Origin of the sequence: Pseudomonas sp. BNK-44-b (assembly GCF_047456245.1) — a bacterium.
Classification (GTDB): domain Bacteria; phylum Pseudomonadota; class Gammaproteobacteria; order Pseudomonadales; family Pseudomonadaceae; genus Aquipseudomonas; species Aquipseudomonas machongensis.
In genome coordinates, this window is the sequence record NZ_CP179908.1 from 2,569,243 (window position 1) to 2,588,533 (window position 19,291).

Below are 19,291 nucleotides of genomic sequence, written 5' to 3' on the forward strand. Positions count from 1 at the left end.
GTAGCCCTCTCAATCTTCCTCCCGCCGGTACGCCCAGCGATAGAGTGCGGGCAACACCAGCAAGGTCAAGGCCGTCGACGACAGGATCCCACCGATCACCACTGTCGCCAGCGGCCGCTGCACCTCGGCGCCCGTGCCGGTGGCCAGCGCCATCGGGATGAACCCCAGCGACGCCACCAGCGCGGTCATCAGTACCGGCCGCAGACGGGTCAACGCGCCCTCCTCGACCGCCTCCCGCAGCGATCGCCCCTCTTCTCGCAGGCTGCGAATGAAGGCGATCATCACCAGGCCGTTGAGCACCGCCACCCCCGACAGCGCGATGAACCCGACCCCTGCCGAAATCGACAATGGAATATCCCGCAGCCACAGGGCCAGCCCCCCTCCGGTAAGGGCAAACGGAATGCCTGTGAACACCAGCAAGCCGTCACGCAGGTTGTTGAACATCATCAGCAGCAACGCCATCACCAGCAGCAGTGAAACCGGCACCACCACCCGCAGCCGCTCGGCAGCCGACTGCAACTGCTCGAACTGCCCACCCCAGCGTGTCCAGTACCCAGGCGGAACCTGCACCTGGTCGATCAGGGTCTGCTCGGCCTGTTCGACGAACGAACCCAGGTCACGGCCACGCACGTTGGCACTGACCACCACCACGCGCTTGCCATCCTCGCGGCTGACCTGGTTCGGCCCCAATTGCAGGTTGAGGGTTGCCACCTGCGACAACGGGATAAAGCCGATCTGAGTGGCGCCAGCACTGGCCGGCACCGGTATCAGCAGGTTCGCCAGGCCGTCGACGTCTGTGCGCAGGGCCTCGGACAGGCGCACCACCATGTCGAAGCGCCGGTCCCCTTCATACAGCGTCCCCACCTTGCGCCCGCCGACAGCGATGGCCACCGCATCCTGCACCTGGGCAACGTTCAGACCGTGGCGTGCCGCCTTGTCGCGGTCGATATCGATGGTCAGTACCGGCAGCCCGGTGGTCTGCTCGACCTTCACCTCCGATGCCCCCGGCACCTGCTGCAAGGTGGTGGCAATTTTCGCCGCCGTGGCGTTGAGCACGTCCATGTCGTCGCCGAAGACCTTCACCGCCACATCGCTGCGCACCCCGGAAATCAGCTCGTTGAAGCGCAGCTGGATGGGTTGCGACAGTTCATGGTTGCTGCCCGGCACGCTGGCGGCAGCCTGCTGCACCTCGGCAATCAGCGCTTCGCGCGGTTTGCCTGGATCGCGCCACTGCTCACGCGGTTTGAGCATCACGTAGGCATCGGAGATGTTCGGCGGCATCGGGTCCGAGGCGATCTCGGCGGTCCCGGTGCGGGCGAACACCCGCTCGACTTCGGGTACCTGGGCGATGATCGCCCGTTCCAGGCGTTGCTGCATGTCCACCGATTGGCTCAGGCTGGTGCCCGGCACGCGCAGCGATTGCAGGGCGAAGTCGCCCTCGCTGAGGCTGGGAATGAACTCACTGCCCATGCGACTGGCCAATACACCCGACAACAGTACCAGGCTTGCGGCAGCGGCGAAGGCCAGCTTGCGTCGACGCAGTACCCAGGCGAGCACCGGGGCGTAACGCTGGCGAGCCGTACGCATCAACACACCCTCTTCCTCCTTGACCTTGCCTGTGACGAACAGCGCAATCGCTGCCGGCACGAAGGTCACCGAAAGAATCATCGCCCCCAGCAAGGCCATGACCACGGTGAATGCCATGGGGTGGAACATCTTGCCTTCGACACCGGTCAGGGCAAAGATCGGCAGGTACACCACCATGATGATCAACTGCCCGTAGATCAGGGGCCGGCGTGCCTCGCGGGCAGCCGCGAACACTTCATGGAAGCGCTCGGCACGGGTCAGCATGCGCCCGTGCTTGTGTTGGGCATGGGCCAGTCGACGGATGGCGTTCTCGACGATCACCACCGCACCGTCGACGATGATGCCGAAGTCCAGCGCCCCCAGGCTCATCAGGTTGGCGCTGACCTTGTTGGCGAACATACCGGTGAAGGTGAACAGCATCGACAGCGGAATGACCATGGCCGTGATCAACGCTGCACGGATGTTGCCCAGGAACAGGAACAGCACGGCGACCACCAGGATGGCGCCTTCGACCAGGTTCTTCTTCACCGTGGCAATGGCTTTTTCCACCAGGTTGGTGCGGTTGTACACCGTGACCGCCACCACGCCCTCGGGCAGGCTGCGGTTGATCTCGGCAAGCTTCGCCGCGACGGCCTGGGACACCGTGCGACTGTTCTCGCCAATCAGCATGAACACCGTGCCCAACACCACCTCGCGACCATTATCGGTCGCCGCTCCCGAGCGCAGTTCTTCGCCCAGGCCGACCTGGGCCACATGGCTGACACGAATCGGCGCACCATCGGCACTGGAAATGACGATGTTGGCAATGTCCTCGATCGACGCCACCTGCCCCGGCGCACGCACCAGCAACTGCTCGCCGTTGCGCTCGATGGCACCCGCGCCGACGTTGGCATTGTTGCCCTGCAACGCCGCGATCAGGTCGTCGAGCGTGAGCTTGTAGGCCGCCAGGCGCTTGGGATCCGGTGCGATCAGGTACTGCTTGGCGTGGCCACCGATGCTGTTGACTTCGGCCACCCCCGGCACATTGCGCAGTTGGGGCTTGATGATCCAGTCCTGAATCACCCGCAGGTCGGTAGCGGTGTAGGGCGTACCGTCCTCCTTGAGTGCACCGTCCCGAGCCTCGACCGTCCACAGGAAGATCTCCCCCAGGCCCGTCGAGATTGGCCCCATGCCCGCTTCGATGCCCTCGGGCAACTGCTCGCGGGCGACTTGCAGGCGCTCGTTGACCAGTTGCCGGGCGAAGAAGATATCGGTGGCGTCATCGAAGATCACGGTCACCTGCGACAAACCCGAACGCGACAGCGAACGGGTCTGCTTGAGCCCGGGCAGGCCGGCCATGGCCGTTTCGATGGCGTAGGTGATGCGCTGCTCGGTTTCCAGCGGCGAATAGCCTGGTGCAGCGGCATTGATCTGCACCTGCACGTTGGTGATATCGGGCACCGCGTCGATCGGCAGCTTCTGGTAGCTGTGGATGCCCACCGCAGCCATCAGCACCACGGCGAGCATCACCACCAGGCGTTGCTCGATGGCAAATTGAATCAGGCGTTCGAACATGAGGGTTTCCCGGATCAGTGACTGTGCTCGGCCGAGCCCTTGCCCAGCTCGGACTTGAGGACAAAGCTACCTGCCGCCGCTACCTGGGTGCCGCAGGCCAGGCCTTCGGTGATTTCGACGAAGCCGCCATCGCGGCGGCCGGTCTTGACTGGCAGCGCCTGGAAGCCATCAGGGGTACGAGCGAACACCACGCTGCGCTCTTCGAGGGTCTGCAGGGCAATCTGTGGGACCACCACGGCCGCCGCTGCTTGCTCGACGGTCACCGCGATATTGACGAACAACCCGGGGCGCCACGCCCCCTTGGGATTGGTCAGCGTGGCGCGGGCAGTGGCGGCGCGGTTCTGCTCGCCGAGCAGGTTGCCGACATAGTTGATGGTGCCCTCGACTTGCGCATCGAGGTCCGGCGAACTCACGGTCACGGCGCGGCCGCTGGTGACCTTGTCCAGATCGCGCGGGGTCACGGCGAACGTGGCCCAGACTCGGTTCAAATCGGACAAGGTGAAGGCATTGCTGGCCTCACTCACCACTTCGCCGACGGTCAGGTGTTTTTCCACCACCACCGCATCGAACGGTGCACGCAGCTCGTAGCGATTACCCACCCCCGCCGGGGCCACGGCCGCAACCTTCTGCCCGGCATTGGCCAAGGCGATCTCAGCTTCCTGCAAAACCTGGCGAGCCTGCAGGTAATCCTGCTCGGCGCTGATGCGCTCCTGCCATAGCTGCTTTTCACGCTCGAAGGTCAGCCGCGCCAGCTCGACCCGCCGCTGCGCCGCCTGCTGCTCGCTGCGCAGCTCGGAGATCTGTTGGCTGGCGATCACCGCCAGCACCTGGCCACGTTTGACCGGCTGGCCGAGGTCGGCCTGCACCGACTCGACCACACCCGGAACACGCGGCACCACGTGGGCGGTACGGTCCTCATCGAAACGAATCTCGCCAGGAAAACTGATCGCCGTACCCAGGGCACGCGGGCCGGCGGTCACCAACTGGATCCCGGCCGCCTCGATCTGCGCTGCAGAAAGATGCAGCTCGCCCTCTTCATCGTGACCTTCCTCGCCGGACGCAGCAGGCGCGCTGCCGTGGTCGTGGCCGTCATCGCCATGCTCGTCATGGTTTGATTCGCTGGTCTTTGCGGGGGCGAGATTGCCGGTCCAGGCCAGCCCACCGACGCCGATCACGGCGACCAGAGTGGCAAGGATGGCGAACTTGCGGGTGGTGTTCATGGGGGCTCCTGCTGCAAATGAAGAAGGTAGAACGCTCGATTCGCGCCTCAGCGCCCGGCATCCAGCTGGCCATAGATCCGCTCGACCTGTGCCCGGGCATCGCTTGCCGACGCCAGGGCGTCGAGGTACTGCCCGCGGGCCTCGATCAGCGTGCGCTGGGCGTCCAGAACGTCGAGGAAAGCGAACTTGCCGCGCTCGAAGCCACGCGTAGCGGTATCTACCGCCTGGCGTGCCGAGGGCAGGATGGTGCGGTCGTAAGCGTTGACCTCGGCCATGGCCATGGTCCACTGGCTCAGTGCGCTGCGGGTATCGCTGCGCAGGCGCAGTTCCACTGCGTTGCGTAGGTCGCGGGCCTGGTCGGCGCGACGCGAGGCCGCCAGCACGTTGCCCTGGTTTCGGTCGAACAGCGGCAGCGGCATGGACAGCCCGACCACGTTGACCCGTTCACGGTCCTCGCGGCTGTACTGGCTGCCCAGGCTGACCGTGAGGTTGGGGATCCGCTGGGCCTTTTCCGAACCCAGCGCGGCGTCTCCACGCTCGATCTGCGCGGCCGCAAGGCGCCACTCGACGGTCTGCTCGACCTTGCCCAGCAAGACCTCGGCCTGTGGCACCGGGCCAGGCAACAAGCCGTTGCCATCAAGCTGCGTGAACGCCACATCGGCGCTGCCAATCAAGCGCGACAGCGCCTGCCAGGCCACCGTGCGATCCGCTTCGGCACGGCGCAGTTGCGCCAGAGCCTGGGCCAACTGCACGTCGGCGCGAGTGGCCTCGACCGGCGATGACTGGCCCGCCGCAACCCGCGCCTTTACCACCCGCAGGCCCCGTTCGGTCAAGGCCTTGGACTGCTCGGCCAGCTCCACCGCAGTCTGCGCCCGCAGTGCAGCATGGAAAGCCTGGGTCACATCGGCACGCAGGCCATTGCCCTGGCGCTCGAGCTCCAATCGCGCGATATCCTGCCCGGCCTTGGCCACCTCGACACGCGCGCCACGCTTGCCACCCAACTCGAGCGCCTGGCTGAGCATGACCGTGGTGGTGCTGGTATCGCGGCGAGTGTCTTCACGCTCCCAGGAAAGCTCCGGGTTGGGTATCAGACCCGCCTGGCGCCGTTCGCCTTCGGCAATGCCAAGCGCCTGGCGCACGGCAGCCAGGTCCGGATTATCGGCAAACGCCGCATCGAGCGCCTGGTTCAGGGTCAGGCCCTGTCCTGCCTGGGCGACAGCACTGGCCGACAGCAGGCAAATCAGGGCGAGGAAGCGGGAGGGTTTGAACGGCACGGTCTGGGGTCCTCGACGGCTGGCGGTTGCTGGCGAGGGACTCTAGGGCGCGGCGGTTATCGTGGCGGTGGCGTGAAGATTACGATTCTGTAATCCAGCCGGAACGGTGGGCGATTATCGCCCCCGATTTTCATACCGAGCGGCGCCAGCTGATTTACAAAACTAACCAGATAGTACAAAACTTGTTGCAACCAACAATAAAAGCGATGCTGCGCCATGCCATGCCCAATCCTCGTACTCAACGGCCCCAACCTCAACCTGCTGGGCACCCGCGAACCTGATCACTACGGCCGGGAAACCCTCGCCGACCTTGCCAATCTGTGCGCTGCCAGCGCCCGTGAGCTGGGCCTGGAAACCGAGTTTCGCCAGACCAACCACGAAGGTGAACTGATCGACTGGATACATGGCGCCCGTGGCCGCTGCGCCGGCATCCTGATCAATCCCGGCGCCTGGACCCACACCTCGGTTGCCATCCGTGACGCGCTGGTCGCCTGTGAACTGCCGGTGATCGAGGTGCACCTGTCCAACGTCTACAAGCGCGAGCCGTTCCGGCATCTCTCGTTCGTATCGGCGGTGGCCGTGGGGGTGATCTGCGGGTTGGGCAGCCAGGGCTACCGCGCAGCGCTTGCCCACTTCCAGCAACTGCTGCAGGAGGTCGCAGCATGACCCCGCACAGCATCCTCGCCGGCCTGATCGGGCGCGGCATCCAGGCCTCGCGCACACCTGCGCTGCACGAGCACGAAGGCGACGCCCAGGCCTTGCGCTACCTGTACCGGCTGATCGATGCCGACCAGCTGGGTGTGGACGACAGCGCCCTGCCCCGCTTGCTCGACGCGGCGCAGCACACCGGTTTTACCGGGTTGAACATCACCTTCCCGTTCAAGCAGGCGATCCTGCCGCTGCTCGATGAGCTATCGGACGAGGCGCGCGGCATCGGCGCCGTCAACACCGTGGTGTTCAAGGACGGCAGGCGCATTGGCCACAACACCGACTGCCTGGGTTTCGCCGAAGGCCTGCGCCGAGGCCTGCCCGGCGTTGCTCGGCGCCAGGTGGTGCAAATGGGCGCTGGCGGCGCGGGGGCCGCGGTGGCTCATGCGTTGCTGGCCGAGGAAGTCGAGAGCCTGGTGCTGTTCGAGGTAGACCGCGCACGCGGGCAAGCGCTGGTGGACAACCTCAGCGCACGCTTCGGGGCCGGCCGCGCGCAGTTGGGCGCAAACCTGGCCCACGCCTTGGCGACAGCCGACGGGCTGGTCAATACCACGCCGGTGGGCATGGCCAAGCTGCCGGGTACGCCGTTGCCGGTCGAACTGCTGCACAGGCGCTTGTGGGTGGCCGAGATTATCTACTTCCCACTCGAAACCGAGCTGTTGCGCCACGCCCGAGCGCTGGGCTGCCAGACACTCGACGGCGGCACCATGGCCGTGTTCCAGGCGGTCAAGGCATTCGAGCTGTTCAGCGGTCGCAAGGCCGACCCGATACGGATGCAGGAACACTTTGCCAGTTTGCGCTGAGTGGCCCGCTGCAGCGGCGCTGGCCGGCGCCTACGTCGACGGCTCGGCCAGCAGCTCGCGGATCACCTGTTCCTGGCCAGCGTAGTCCCCTTCACCGAAATGCACATGGCGCACTTGCCCCTTGCGATCGACGAAGTAATGCGCCGGCCAGAACTGGTTGCCCCAGGCATTCCAGATCCGGTAATCGTTGTCGACCGCCACCGGATAACCGATGTCGAGCGAGCGTACCTTCTGCCTGAGATTGCCCACATCATGCTCGTAGTCGTACTCCGGCGTATGCACGCCCACCACCACCAACCCCTGGTCGGCATAGCGCTTGGCCCACTGGTTGACGTACGGCATGCTGCGCTTGCAGTTGATGCAGTCCCAGGTCCAGAAGTCCACCAGCACGACCTTGCCCTTGAGCGCAGGCGCATCCAACGGCGGCGAGTTGATCCACGCCTGGGCACCTGCCAGCGAAGGCATCGGCCCCAGGTCGTCGCGCGCCAGCAGGTGCCCGGCCAGGCCCAGGCCTGCGAGCGCCAGGACCACACCGCCGACCTTGAGCCAGCGGCGTCGCCAGGGGCTGCCTGGCTCAGCCTGGCTGCGATCAGTTGTCATGGCAACCACCGGTGGCATAGGTACGGTACTCGACGCTCTGTGCCTGACCCTGCGAGTCCAGGTAATCCATGCGGGTATTGACCACGCCACAGGCGTTGCTGCGATCGTTCTTCACCGACAGTACGCGCTTGACGTCCAGGTGATCACCGTAGCGGTACTGCATGGCCTGGCTGTCGGGCATCGGTTGGGTGCTGGCCTGGGCGGCGATGGCGCCGAAGCTGAGTACGGCGAACAGGCTGGCACTGGCAAGGGTCTTGAAGTTCATGGTGTATCTCCTGCGGGGCTTTAGGTGGAGAGCAGTTCACTCCCCGGTCGAGAGCCATTTGAAGCCCGCCAGGTATCGCCCGTGTGTCGAGAAACGCACGTGCTGCTTCGTTCTGTATCTGTGTCGCCGACAGATACACTGCAATACAAACACCCGCAGGCAAGCGAGCCGAGCCTCGTTACACTGTGCCCATCGCACTCATTACAGGACCACCATGATGGAACACGTCGATCACATCCTGATCGTCGACGACGACCGCGAAATTCGCGAGCTGGTCGGCAACTACCTTAAGAAGAACGGTCTGCGCACGAGCATCGTCGCTGACGGTCGGCAGATGCGCAGCTTTCTCGAGGGCAACTCCGTCGACCTGGTCGTGCTCGACATCATGATGCCTGGCGACGACGGCCTGTTGCTGTGCCGCGAATTACGCGCTGGCAAGCACCGCAACACGCCAGTCTTGATGCTCACTGCACGCAACGACGAGACCGACCGCATCATCGGCCTGGAAATGGGCGCCGACGACTATCTGACCAAACCGTTCTCCGCCCGCGAGCTGCTGGCGCGGATCAATGCAGTGCTGCGCCGCACGCGCATGCTGCCGCCCAACCTCACCATCAGCGAAAGCAGCCGGCTGATCGCTTTCGGCCAATGGCGCCTGGACACCACCGCCCGTCACCTGCTCGACGACGAAGGCACACTCGTGGCCTTGAGCGGCGCCGAGTACCGCCTTTTACGGGTATTCCTCGACCATCCGCAGCGGGTGCTCAGCCGCGAGCAACTGCTCAACCTCACCCAGGGCCGCGAAGCCGACATCTTCGACCGTTCCATCGACTTGCTGGTCAGCCGGTTGCGCCAGCGCCTGGGCGATGACGCGCGCGAACCGACCTGCATCAAGACCGTGCGCAGCGAGGGCTATGTGTTCTCGCTGCCGGTCTCGCTGATCGAGTCGCCGACATGAAGTGGCCGGGCACCCTCGCTTCGCGCCTGGCACTGATCTTCCTGACGGGGCTGGTGCTGGCCTACGGCTCCTCGTTCGGCCTTCAGTTCTACGAGCGCTATGTCAGCAGCCGCTCGATGATGCTGAGCAACCTGGAAATGGACGTCGCCACCTCGGTGGCCATCCTCGATCGCCTGCCCGCCGCCGAACGTGCTGGGTGGCTTGCGCGCCTGGAGCGTCACAACTACCGCTACCGCCTCGACCAAGGCCTTGTCGGCCAGAGCATGCCCAGCGCCGACCCGCCCATGGCAGCAGAGTCGATCGTCAAGGCGATCGGCAAGGACTATCACCTGACCTTCCAGGATATCCCTGGGCCGAACCCGCACTTCCAGGCGCACCTCAAGTTCGCCGACGGCGCGCCACTGACCATCGACGTCACCCCGGCGCCGGTGCCACTGGCCACCTGGCTACCGGTGGTGCTGTTGTTCCAGCTGGCGATCCTGCTGCTGTGCACCTGGCTTGCGGTACGCCTGGCGATCGGCCCGCTGACGCGCCTGGCCCAGGCCGTCGACCACCTCGACCCCGACAAGCCCGGGCCACAGCTGGATGAGAGCGGCCCGCGCGAGGTGAAGTACGCCGCCGTCGCCTTCAACGCCCTGCAGGCACGCATCGCCGCTTATCTCAAGGAGCGCATGCAATTGTTGGCCGCCATCTCCCATGACCTGCAGACACCGATCACGCGTATGAAGCTGCGCGTGGAAGTGATGGACGACGGGCTGGAGAAGGACAAACTGTGGAGCGACCTGAGCGCCATGGAGCATCTGGTGCGCGAGGGGGTAGCCTACGCCCGCAGCATGGACAGCAGCACCGAACAGCCATGCAAGGTCAATCTAGACGCGTTTCTCGACAGCCTGGTATTCGATTACCAGGACAGCGGTGCGCAGGTCGTACGCTGCGGCGATACCGACACGGTGCTGCACACCCGCCCCCATGCCCTGCGCCGAGTCCTGGTCAACCTGCTGGACAACGCCTTGAAGTTCGCCGGCTCTGCGCGCCTGGAAGTCAGCCACCGGAGTACCGGCGACACCCTGATCCGGGTGCTCGACGAAGGTCCGGGGATTCCCGAGCAGGAGTTGGGCGAGGTGCTCAAACCCTTCTATCGGGTCGAAGGTTCACGCAATCGCAGTACCGGTGGGACCGGGCTAGGGCTGGCAATTGCCCATCAACTGACCCAGGCCATGGGTGGGCGACTGAGCCTGAGCAATCGTGAAAGCGGTGGGTTGTGCGCCCAGATAGAACTGCCGCCCTCGCACCTGTAGAAATAACCCTGCCTATAGGAGGGGTCTCCCCTCCTACCCTCGGGTCTTGTACGGTTCTGTAGCACACCCGCCTAACGGTACACGCCGATACACAATCCGCGCCTCGCCGACACACTGCAGATACCCCTTCCCAACACACTCCCAGCCACAACAACGCGACGGCATTCGCCGTCGACGACCTGGGAGCTGCTCATGAAAAACCTCGCGTTACCCTCCGGCTGGAAGCTGTTCGCTGCCCTTGCCGGCCTGACCCTGCTGATGACCGGACTGGCACTGTGGATGCACCCCGTCGGCTCTGCCGATGCCCTGCGCACCGCCATCCGCGCCACCGCGCGAAGCTCCTTCGCGCTGTTCCTGCTGACGTTTCTGGCCTCCTCGCTGGTGACCCTGTTGCCTGGCGCCTTCAGCCGCCAGGTGCTGCGTGAGCGACGTTTCCTCGGGTTGGCCTTCGCCTTCTCCCACACGGTTCATGGCGTGCTGATCTACCTCTATGCGCAACGCTTCCCGGAGCTGTTCTGGGCCGGCCGCACCGCAGTGGCCAACATTCCCGGCAGTGTCGGCTACCTGTTCATCCTGCTGCTGACCCTGACCTCGTTCAAAGGCGCCATGCGCCTGCTAGGCGGTCGCCTGTGGCGAGGCCTGCACAGCACCGGCACCTGGGTGCTGGCCGGGGTGTTCTGCCTGTCGTTCTACAAGCGCATCCCGATGGGCGGCTGGTACCCGCTGGCATTCGCCCTGATGTTCGCCGCCATCGTCCTCAAGCTCACCGCAAAGCGCGCTCAACACCTGCGCCGCGCCAAACCCGCCCTTTCCTGCTGAAGCGAGACCTGCACCATGACAACACTGATCAATCGCACCCTTGCACGCATTGACAACACCGGCAACTGGAGCGCGGACCTGCCCCTGCGGCTGTTCCTGGCCTGGGAGTTCTTCGAGTCGGGCCTTGAAAAGTTCAATGGCAACAACTGGTTCGTCGACTTGCAGGCCAACTTCCCCTTCCCGTTCAACATGCTGCCCGCTGAGTTCAACTGGCAAGTGTCGATGTGGGCCGAACTGATCTGTCCGTTGCTCCTGCTGCTGGGCTTCGGTACACGCCTGGCCTCGGCGGTGTTGGCCGTGGTGACGGTCGTCGCGATCGCCTCCGTGCACTGGCCGGCACATTGGTCCTCGCTGGCTGAGCTGGCCCAGGGCTATACCATTACCGACCGCGGCTTCGGCAACTTCAAGCTTCCGCTGATCTACCTGGTGGCGTTGCTGCCCCTGATGCTCAAGGGATCGGGTCGTCTGAGCCTGGATTATTGGCTGACTCGCCGCTGGCAGCACGGCTGATCAAGACCCGCAGAACACAAAGCCCACGCCTGTTACCAGGTGTGGGCTTTGTGTTTTTCGCGAAGTGGAAACACCCGTGGATGGGCCCGGACGATTGATACGGGCACCGGTTGAAGCGCCCCGTCAGGGCGCCCGGGTTCCAATGATCACACCCTGGGCGCGCAACCCTTCGAGCATTACTCTCCCGCCCTCGAGCGACGCCTCGCCCCCCAGCGCCAGCAAACGCTCACGCCCACTGCCCGAGGCGTTCAACAGCTGCCACGCCAGTGGCGCCAGGCGGGAAAAGTGCACCTTGAATCCTGCATCGCGGTGTACCAGCAGCAGGGACGGCATCTCTGGCGCCTGTTCAGGCTGGTAGCCCGGGCCGATTTGCTCCACCGGCCACTGGTAAGCCAGCACCTGGGCCACACAGGACAGCAGCGGCTCCCCGTCGAGCAGGTCGCCGTCTGGATCGTGTGCCGGGTCCTGCGCATCAGTGAGGCTCAGGTACGCCTCGATCCACTCGTAATGCGCCAGTTCCAGTTGCCAGGGGGTATCCAGCTCGACACCTTGCAGATAGTCGATGAAGCACTCGGCAATCTCGGTGAACAACGGGGTCTGGCTGCGATAGTTGGCGTAGAAGTCGCGCACCCGGGCATGCCAGACCTGATCGCCCAAGGTCCTGCGCATCACCGGGAAACTGCCGGCCAGCAAGCCCTCGATGGCACCGTAGAACAGCTCGCGGTAAACCCTCAACCGTCGCGCCTCGATACCGGGTGGCGCCGGATGGCGCTGCGGGTCGCGCAGGTGACGGGCCAGGGTGAATTGTTGCTCGCGCAGCTCAGTCATGGCGCAACCCTCCGGCAGCCTGCTGCAGCGCCCGGATGCGTGCCGTCTCGGCCAGCAGCTCGGCGATGGGCGGGTAGTTGAAATCGCGCTCCAGCACTGTCGGCTGATTGCCGAAACGCTGGCAAGCGATCGAGAACAGCGTCCAAACGTCTTCCTTCACCGCAGCGCCGTGGGTATCGACCTTCAAGTCCGGCGCCTCGTCGTAGTGCCCCGCCACATGCATGCCAACCACCCGTTCGCGCGGCAGCCCTTCGAGAAAGGCCAATGCGTCGTATCGATGGTTGCAGGCATTGACGAAGACGTTGTTGACGTCCAGCAGCAGGTCACAGTCGGCTTCCTCGAGCACCGCGCGGATGAACGACAACTCGCTCATCGCCTGGTAAGGCGCGGCGTAGTAGCTGATGTTTTCCACCGCGATACGCCTGCCCAGACAATCCTGGGCCTGGCGGATACGCGCAGAGACATGGCGGACAGCTTCGTCGGTGAAAGGAATAGGCATCAGGTCGTAGAGATGGCCATCATCGCTGCAATAACTCAGGTGTTCGCTGTACAGCTTCACCTGGTATCGGTCCATGAAACGGCGGGTGCTATCGAGCAGCTTCAGGTCCAGCGCCTCGGGGCCGCCCAGCGACAGTGACAGGCCATGGCAAGCGATTGCGAAACGTTCGGCGAGCTGCGCCAGGCCATGGCCAAAGGCGCCGCCGACATTGATCCAGTTCTCCGGGGCGCATTCGAGAAAGTCCACGGTGCCTGGCTCCAGTTTCAGCAGTTCGGCAAGCAGGCCGCGGCGCAAACCAAGGCCGGTGAGCAAGGGTTGGGAATGCATGAGAGAAGTCTCCGCAGGGGCCGGAAACGACTGCGGGGCAAGCCGCCTTCCGTTGAACGATGGAAGATGGCTTGCCCCGCGCGCTAACCGGCGAGAGGTCAGATTTGTCGAATGAAACGGCAGAACGGCGGGAGAAGATTGCAGATAGCGGTCATGGCAAGGCTCCACATCGGTCGAAAGGTCAGCTCATTTCGCCGCAATGGTGTGTCCTTGGTGTATCGGGCAATGGCGGAATTTGTATGGCAATCGGTCACCGGGGCCCGGTGATACAGTGCGATACAAAAACGCCGGTCTGCAAAGACCGGCGCGGGGGTTTCAGTCGTCCAGTGGCTTGGGCGGTGCTGCCGGCTTGGCTGGTTTGGCGGCCTTGCCAGTTTCTTTCGCTTTGGGCTCTGCGGCCGGGGTGGCCGCTACCGGCTCGGGTGTCGCGATGGCTTTCTCAGCGGCGGGCAATTCGTCAACCGCCTTGAAAATCGCCTGCGGGTCGATCTTCTCACCGCTTTCATCATCCTTGAGCATGTGCCGCTCGCCATCCTTGCCGATCAGGATCACCTTGGTGCCTTTGCTCGCGCCAAGCTTGAGCTCGCGGATCAGCGCCATGGTGGTCTGCTGCTCGAGGTTCTTGTCTTCGCGTTTGCCCATCATCTGGGCAACGCTGAACAGCACCAGGTTGCGCTCCTTGAACCCGGCCTGGGTAGCTGGATCTTTCATGGCCTCTTCCAGCCCGCGCAAGGTCGGGTCGGCGCTGCTGGGGGCGATCACGACCAGTGGCCGTGCCTTGCCCAGCTCCTTGGCCAGGGGCGCATCGCTGTCGGCCGCCAATAGCGGGGCGGCGACGGCAAGCAGGGTGGCGAGGGTCAGTGACCGGACGAGCATGTGTATCTCCTTGTTCTCTCGATATATCAATGACTACAGATCATAGAGAAAGATCCGAAACGGAGCCTAAACCACCTGCGGTGGACCATGCGCTGTGCAAAGGTAACTTCCGGTGTCCAGGCCTTCGCTCAGGAGGTACGGAAATGGCCGGCACCCACTGCAGAGCATAGCCCAACAATGAACGCCGGCCCCCTTCGCCGCTCAGCCCATGCCGCTGCCACGGCTTGGTCCAGGCTGCGGCTCGGAAGCACCCGGTTCCAGCTGGGATGGGTTCTGCGCCAGTGCGGCTCGGGTCAGTTCTATGATCCGTGCCTGCACCGCCGCATCGTGCTCGGTCGACAGCAGGTCCATCGTCTGGCGAAAGGTCTGTGAATCCATGCCTGTGCCAAGCGCGCGCATGCGCTCAGCGAATTCGCTATCGACCAAGCGCATCTCAAGGCTGGCACGCTGCTCGCGCAGTTGCCGGTCGATATCGGCCTGCCGCTGCTGATGGTCCTCCAGGGCGTCCCCGCTCAGGCCGTCGGCTTGAAGGCTCAGTTGGCCGGACTGCGCCTGCAGCCGCTGCACCTCGTCACGCAGGGCTTGCAAGGTGTCGTCATAGGATCGGGCGCCTGATGAATCATTGCCAGCCATCTCCTGAACCACCTCGATACGCTCGAAGAACGGCTTCTTGATGGCGTCGAACTCCGCTTGATGGCTGTTCTTGAGATGCTCGGTCCAGAATTCACGCATGAACAACGACTCGACCATGGCCTGCTCGGTTTCCCCCTCGCGCAGCCGCTGGCGGGCGGCAGCCAGACGCTCGGGAGTCAAGCCGGCAGTCTGCTGGTAGGCGATGTCGGCCGGTTGTGCAGGCAGATCGAAGTCATCGCGCAGCATGACACGGTAGGCCAGTTCCACCTCGACTTCATCGGGGTCACGCCCCGCGACCAGACGAGCGGCAATGTCATCGACGGCAATCCGTTCGATTTCATCCAGGCGCCACAGCTGCCGCCCCAGGCGAACCAATGCCGCATCCTGGGCACCCGCCTTGGCGTCGACCAGCGCCTTCCAGACCAGCATGCGCACCTCCAGTCGACTGAAATTACCGATGACACTGTCCTGGCAGGTCCTGGGCAACATCGCCTGGGTGAACAGTTCCTCGCGCAACTCGGCATGCTCGCCCATCGCAAGCATCATGCTGGTCACTCGCCGCCCGAGATCGGCGCCATGGTTGCGAAAATCCAGTGTCTCCAGCAGGCGGCGCAACAAGGCCATGAAGTCGGCGCTGCCTGGCGCCTCGGCCAGCCCATTCCAGTACTCGTCGAACTGTGCGGTGGCGCCTGCTTCGATCACGTGTTGCCAGGCACTGCGGGCACTGTCGAGCGCAGCAGCACCCTCCTCCGCTTGATCACTGACATTTTCGGCTTCCAGCTCCTCTTCAATTATCAGTTGATGACGAATCATGAAGCTGCGCAGTCGCTGGGTCGACGTGGCGCTCAGCGGGTTCTCGCTCAACAGCACCGCGCGGGCGTACCACCTCGGGGCACTGAAGAAGTGATCGGGAAGTTCGACAATTGCGTTGTGACGCAGGTCAGCGACCACCAAAGAGCCTCGACTCAGCAAGCCCTCGGGCAACTCGCTGATTCCGGTGTGTGCCAGTTGCAGGGAGTTCAGATGCGGCATGCCCGCCACGGAAAAACTGCGCCCCAATGGGTTGTACGACAAATCCAGCAGCCTCAGGTGCGCCAGTTGCAGCAGCGTGGTCGCCTGGCGATCGTCCAGCATGATCTGATTGCCGGTCAGGTCCAGCTCACGCAGTCGCGACAGGTGACGTAACCGGGGCGGCAGGCGGGTAAGCCTGTTGTTGGGTAACTCAAGGACTTCCAGGCGACTGAACGCCCGCATGAATGTGCTGGAAATCTCGGTCAGGCCAATGCCGCGCAACGACAACGACACCACTTGATCGAAGCGGACCTGTTGCGAAAGCTCCGGGAGCGACTGCAGCGACACGGTCCACAGGTTCAAGCGTTGACCGATCACGCGCCCGTTCTGGTCGTACACCCTGGGCAGCGTGCGCCGCCAGGCCGCAAGCAAGGCGTCACGCATGTAGACCCTTTCGCCACGGGCGCTCAGGCTCATGGGCTGATTGGTCCACAATTGCAGGTCCGTCTCCAGCACGGCCAACTCATCCTCAAGCCGACTCAGCTCGGTGTGAATGTTCCCGCCGCTGTTGCCAAGCGTCACCAGCCAGGCCCGTGCATCGTTGTCGCTCAGGTTCGGGTAGAGGTTACGCACCCTGGCGAACAACGGCCGGCCTCGCCCCCGTCCTCCTCCGCGACCGCTCAACGGGTAACCGACCCGGCCATCCGCCAGACGTTGCGGCGCGCGGAACCAGCCTGCGGAGGCCCGCCTGCCGAGCATCGTCTGGACGTCCGCCCGACGGGCCGCGGTCGCGCGCGCCAGGGTCACACGCAGGTTGTGGGCCAGGGGCTCGCCCAATCCCAGGGCCTCCCGCTGAGGGCCATCCATCGCACTGCTCAGGACCTCGAACAACTCCCCTTCCCCGAGCACCGCCTCGGTTGCCCCATCGAGCAGTAGGAAGTCCCCATCGGTGTGAACCAGTGTCAGAGTGCGAACGGCCTGTGTGCGGTCTATCGACAGCAGCACCGGGCCGTTCGCAGAGCCCTCGCACAAGCGCCAGGCCACGTTGCGCGAAGCACCCGGCAGGGTGTCGAGCACCTGCAGCGCAACACGGGCAAGGTCGGCATTCTGGCTAGCGTCCAGGTACAACCCTTCGAACACTCGGGCCACTCTGATACGCCACACCGCAGCGCCCGCCTTTGAAGCAAGGTCCATCGCAACCCGGCCGTCATCCAGCAAGCGCTGGCGATCCACAACACTGGCTTCGCGCATCAGTTGCGCAGCCGCTCGACCGTGCAATGAAGCGAACTGCCGACACAGACGCTGGACGCCTGCGTTCCCCGGTGGCTGCTCCAACGCATACAGCTGCTCGAACAGACGCCTTCGTTCGGACCAGATCAACTCCGCCAATGCCTGGTCCGAAGCACCCGCGGCGCCGGGCAGTAACCGCGCCTGATCAAGCACGGCCTCTTCGGTGGGCATGACCCCGCCGCGCAATTGCCTGACCACTCGACGGATGCGCAGGTCCAGCCGATACCGAACGACACTGTCCTGCCATTCGCCATGGGCCACGCGCCCCTCGACATGTACCGCTCGCAGATGCTGGGCCTGTATGTCGTGGGCGAGCAGGATCTCATCGATCTGGTCGTCATCCAGCTCGGCAAAGTCATGGCCCAGGCGCCGGAAAGAGCGCCGAGGGTCATCCCACTCCAGCGGTTGCTCCCACCACAGCCGCCAGCTACCCGCGCCATTGTGTCTGAGCACCGGCGCATGCTTGTCGTCACCCTGCAGGCGCCAGCGCTGATCGCTGCCCTGCGCAACGCGATAGTGCTGGCCATCCATTTCAACCCAGCAGCCTTCACCTGCCCGGTATACACCCAGGTCGTCACGCACGGCCCCCGCAGGCGGCGCACTGCGAAAGGGTGTGAGGTCTTCTTTCCACAGCCGCGTGCTGCCGTCCTCCAGCCGCACCGGCAATAGGCTATCGACGAGTGCCGAACGGCTCCAGGCCGCTCGCGCCAACTGCGCACCTGCCGCCGTAACCGCAATCATGGCGACATCGCCGGCGACGTTGAGCAGGTGATCGAGTGCCTCGCTGCTGTCACCCTCGTGCCAGGCCTCGACACCGTGGTAGACCTCACCCAGCAGTTGCCATGCGCTCACTGCGAGCAACACCGCGCCCAGGGCCGGCACGAAAAGCCCCGCTATGCTGAGCAAAGCCCAGCCCTCTGCGGACAAGCGCTGATCGTGCTCACGCCGGACCTGTTCATCCACAGCAGCCGAGGGCACGGCAATCATCGCCGCATCGGCCTTGACCTGCGCGATGCGCGCACGACCCAGCGCAATGAACAGCGAGCCCTCCAAGGTACTGGCGGTGGCCTGGTCGCTGATCTCCCAAGGATGCATGTGCTCTTCCAACGCAATGTTCGCCAGGTCCGACACACCCTGGTAGCCCGAAGCCACAGCAGAAAAGAACGACTGCGCATCGCGGCGCAACACGAAGCGGCTGAAGAAACGCTGATACCCGGGCAGCCGCAAGCGCTTGCCCAGGTCATTGGCAAAATAGCGCAGGTTGGGGAACGCGCTCCATGGGGTCGCGGGATCGCCCGGAATATGGACCAGCACCCGGTGGCTGGAGCTGTACAGGGGGCTGAAGGTCTCATCGCGCACATCCAGCACCACGATCTGCTCCAGGATGCACGCCAGCAGGCTCAGCCGCTTGCACTGCACCGGTCGTCCTTCGAAGGTCAACGGGGCTTTCTGCGCGCAGAGATTCTTCACCAGCACATATTCGTTCTCGCTCAGGACGCCCTTCAGCCGAGCGACACAGGCATCGGCCAGCATGCCGTAGCGATGGGCACGGCCAAACACCGAGTCGGCGCCAGCCTCCGAGTCGCTGTACTGCTCCAGCACCGTGTGCAAATGGCGCTGGTACTGACCGCCCAGGTCCAGTGACCGGCACAGCGCAGCGAAATGACGCGCGCTAGGCAGACGTGCAGAGCTATTGCCAGGATCGCCTAGCCGGTTACCGGGTAACTGCCCGCCGTCCTCGGTTTCCTCCTCGCGGAAGTTGCCCAGCGCGGCCTCGAGCAGGGGTATTTGCGTGTACACCGGCACCGTCACCGGATAGCCGATGGGTATCGAGGTCAGCACCGGCTCACGGTGTCCACGCCGAAACTGCAACGTGCGGACATCGAAAGGCTCGTCGACATGGGGCTTGAGGGCCTTGGCCAGACGAGTCTGGGCAAAGCTGTCCAGGGGTTCCAACTGCCCCATGATGGCTCGAGCCCGCGTCTGGAAGTACACGCTGAGCTGCATCGCCTCGTGCAACTGCTTGACGTGTTCCGGGGAGGCCTGACGCAGCCAGTCCGGCAAACGCTCCCCAATCACGGCGTCCTGATGCAAGGCCGGAAAATCGGGGACGGTCGTGGCGTCTTCTTCGCGCTGTTCGCGGGGGGTCGGCATGGCATCGCGCTCCTTGAAAAAAGAAGCGCAGGCTAGGTGGCAGGGTCCCCGCTCGGGCAGTAGATAGATGCCACCCC

Annotated in this window: 15 protein-coding genes; 6 read left to right on the forward strand and 9 right to left on the reverse strand. The window is 64.3% G+C overall.

What is annotated here, in order from left to right; translation table 11 throughout:
• Positions 1-9: 9 nt before the first annotated feature.
• Genes ACMGGG_RS11575 through ACMGGG_RS11585 form a run of 3 tightly spaced genes read right to left on the reverse strand, consistent with a single transcriptional unit; the run spans position 10 to position 5,635 of the window.
• Entirely contained in the window at positions 10-3,141 is a 3,132-nt protein-coding gene (locus ACMGGG_RS11575; protein WP_414155519.1) for an efflux RND transporter permease subunit, read from the reverse strand.
• A gap of 14 nt (positions 3,142-3,155) precedes the next feature.
• A complete protein-coding gene (locus tag ACMGGG_RS11580) occupies positions 3,156-4,361 on the reverse strand; it encodes an efflux RND transporter periplasmic adaptor subunit (protein ID WP_414155520.1) in 1,206 nt (401 codons plus the stop codon).
• 47 nt (positions 4,362-4,408) lie between these two features.
• Positions 4,409-5,635 carry a TolC family protein gene (locus tag ACMGGG_RS11585; protein WP_414155521.1) on the reverse strand — a complete coding sequence of 409 codons (1,227 nt, stop codon included), beginning with the start codon at positions 5,633-5,635 and terminating at the stop codon, positions 4,409-4,411.
• Positions 5,636-5,851: 216 nt separating this feature from the next.
• Here ACMGGG_RS11585 and aroQ point away from each other — a divergent pair, with 216 nt between their 5' ends.
• Entirely contained in the window at positions 5,852-6,301 is a 450-nt protein-coding gene (gene aroQ, locus ACMGGG_RS11590) for a type II 3-dehydroquinate dehydratase (RefSeq protein ID WP_063545004.1), read from the forward strand.
• Entirely contained in the window at positions 6,298-7,146 is an 849-nt protein-coding gene (locus tag ACMGGG_RS11595) for a shikimate dehydrogenase (protein ID WP_414155522.1), read from the forward strand. Before aroQ ends, ACMGGG_RS11595 begins: the two co-directional genes overlap by 4 nt.
• A 30-nt stretch (positions 7,147-7,176) precedes the next feature.
• Here the strand turns inward: ACMGGG_RS11595 and ACMGGG_RS11600 are convergent, their stop codons facing one another.
• Entirely contained in the window at positions 7,177-7,746 is a 570-nt protein-coding gene (locus ACMGGG_RS11600; protein ID WP_063545006.1) for a thioredoxin family protein, read from the reverse strand.
• Entirely contained in the window at positions 7,736-8,011 is a 276-nt protein-coding gene (locus ACMGGG_RS11605) for a DUF2790 domain-containing protein (RefSeq protein ID WP_063545007.1), read from the reverse strand. The genes ACMGGG_RS11600 and ACMGGG_RS11605 overlap by 11 nt, the downstream gene beginning before the upstream one ends.
• A 217-nt stretch (positions 8,012-8,228) precedes the next feature.
• Between ACMGGG_RS11605 and ACMGGG_RS11610 the strand changes: the two genes are divergently transcribed.
• The 4 genes from ACMGGG_RS11610 to ACMGGG_RS11625 all read left to right on the forward strand — a co-directional run bounded on the left by ACMGGG_RS11610 (position 8,229) and on the right by ACMGGG_RS11625 (position 11,596).
• Positions 8,229-8,969, forward strand: coding sequence for a response regulator (locus ACMGGG_RS11610; protein WP_054890710.1), 741 nt, complete (start codon positions 8,229-8,231; stop codon positions 8,967-8,969).
• Complete coding sequence (locus ACMGGG_RS11615) at positions 8,966-10,267, forward strand: sensor histidine kinase (protein WP_063545009.1); 1,302 nt, start codon at positions 8,966-8,968, stop codon at positions 10,265-10,267. The genes ACMGGG_RS11610 and ACMGGG_RS11615 overlap by 4 nt, the downstream gene beginning before the upstream one ends.
• Positions 10,268-10,459: 192 nt before the next feature.
• Positions 10,460-11,086 carry a ferric reductase-like transmembrane domain-containing protein gene (locus ACMGGG_RS11620; protein WP_054890712.1) on the forward strand — a complete coding sequence of 209 codons (627 nt, stop codon included), beginning with the start codon at positions 10,460-10,462 and terminating at the stop codon, positions 11,084-11,086.
• 15 nt (positions 11,087-11,101) lie between these two features.
• Positions 11,102-11,596, forward strand: coding sequence for a DoxX family protein (locus tag ACMGGG_RS11625; RefSeq protein ID WP_063545011.1), 495 nt, complete (start codon positions 11,102-11,104; stop codon positions 11,594-11,596).
• 123 nt (positions 11,597-11,719) lie between these two features.
• On the opposite strand, the gene ACMGGG_RS11630 is transcribed toward ACMGGG_RS11625, so the two are convergent.
• The 4 genes from ACMGGG_RS11630 to ACMGGG_RS11645 form a co-directional block, all read right to left on the reverse strand.
• Positions 11,720-12,424 (reverse strand): DUF2063 domain-containing protein, encoded by a 705-nt coding sequence (locus ACMGGG_RS11630; protein WP_414155523.1) that lies wholly within the window; start codon positions 12,422-12,424, stop codon positions 11,720-11,722.
• Positions 12,417-13,250, reverse strand: a complete 834-nt coding sequence (locus tag ACMGGG_RS11635; RefSeq protein WP_054890715.1) for a DUF692 domain-containing protein — start codon at positions 13,248-13,250, stop codon at positions 12,417-12,419. The genes ACMGGG_RS11630 and ACMGGG_RS11635 overlap by 8 nt, the downstream gene beginning before the upstream one ends.
• A 315-nt stretch (positions 13,251-13,565) precedes the next feature.
• On the reverse strand, positions 13,566-14,126 hold the full coding sequence (locus tag ACMGGG_RS11640; RefSeq protein ID WP_151924602.1) for a DUF4174 domain-containing protein: 561 nt from the start codon (positions 14,124-14,126) through the stop codon (positions 13,566-13,568).
• A 201-nt stretch (positions 14,127-14,327) separates the two neighbouring features.
• Positions 14,328-19,214, reverse strand: a complete 4,887-nt coding sequence (locus ACMGGG_RS11645; protein ID WP_414155524.1) for an NEL-type E3 ubiquitin ligase domain-containing protein — start codon at positions 19,212-19,214, stop codon at positions 14,328-14,330.
• Between the last annotated feature and the right edge of the window lie 77 nt (positions 19,215-19,291).

What these genes read in the sequence shown, in the direction of transcription:
- ACMGGG_RS11575 (WP_414155519.1), bottom strand. Translation starts at nt 3,141, where the DNA reads ATGTTCGAACGCCTGATTCAATTTGCCATCGAGCAACGCCTGGTGGTG.
- ACMGGG_RS11580 (WP_414155520.1), bottom strand. Translation starts at nt 4,361, where the DNA reads ATGAACACCACCCGCAAGTTCGCCATCCTTGCCACTCTGGTCGCCGTG.
- aroQ (WP_063545004.1), top strand. Translation starts at nt 5,852, where the DNA reads ATGCCATGCCCAATCCTCGTACTCAACGGCCCCAACCTCAACCTGCTG.
- ACMGGG_RS11595 (WP_414155522.1), top strand. Translation starts at nt 6,298, where the DNA reads ATGACCCCGCACAGCATCCTCGCCGGCCTGATCGGGCGCGGCATCCAG.
- ACMGGG_RS11600 (WP_063545006.1), bottom strand. Translation starts at nt 7,746, where the DNA reads ATGACAACTGATCGCAGCCAGGCTGAGCCAGGCAGCCCCTGGCGACGC.
- ACMGGG_RS11605 (WP_063545007.1), bottom strand. Translation starts at nt 8,011, where the DNA reads ATGAACTTCAAGACCCTTGCCAGTGCCAGCCTGTTCGCCGTACTCAGC.
- ACMGGG_RS11610 (WP_054890710.1), top strand. Translation starts at nt 8,229, where the DNA reads ATGGAACACGTCGATCACATCCTGATCGTCGACGACGACCGCGAAATT.
- ACMGGG_RS11615 (WP_063545009.1), top strand. Translation starts at nt 8,966, where the DNA reads ATGAAGTGGCCGGGCACCCTCGCTTCGCGCCTGGCACTGATCTTCCTG.
- ACMGGG_RS11620 (WP_054890712.1), top strand. Translation starts at nt 10,460, where the DNA reads ATGAAAAACCTCGCGTTACCCTCCGGCTGGAAGCTGTTCGCTGCCCTT.
- ACMGGG_RS11625 (WP_063545011.1), top strand. Translation starts at nt 11,102, where the DNA reads ATGACAACACTGATCAATCGCACCCTTGCACGCATTGACAACACCGGC.
- ACMGGG_RS11630 (WP_414155523.1), bottom strand. Translation starts at nt 12,424, where the DNA reads ATGACTGAGCTGCGCGAGCAACAATTCACCCTGGCCCGTCACCTGCGC.
- ACMGGG_RS11635 (WP_054890715.1), bottom strand. Translation starts at nt 13,250, where the DNA reads ATGCATTCCCAACCCTTGCTCACCGGCCTTGGTTTGCGCCGCGGCCTG.
- ACMGGG_RS11640 (WP_151924602.1), bottom strand. Translation starts at nt 14,126, where the DNA reads ATGCTCGTCCGGTCACTGACCCTCGCCACCCTGCTTGCCGTCGCCGCC.
- ACMGGG_RS11645 (WP_414155524.1), bottom strand. Translation starts at nt 19,214, where the DNA reads ATGCCGACCCCCCGCGAACAGCGCGAAGAAGACGCCACGACCGTCCCC.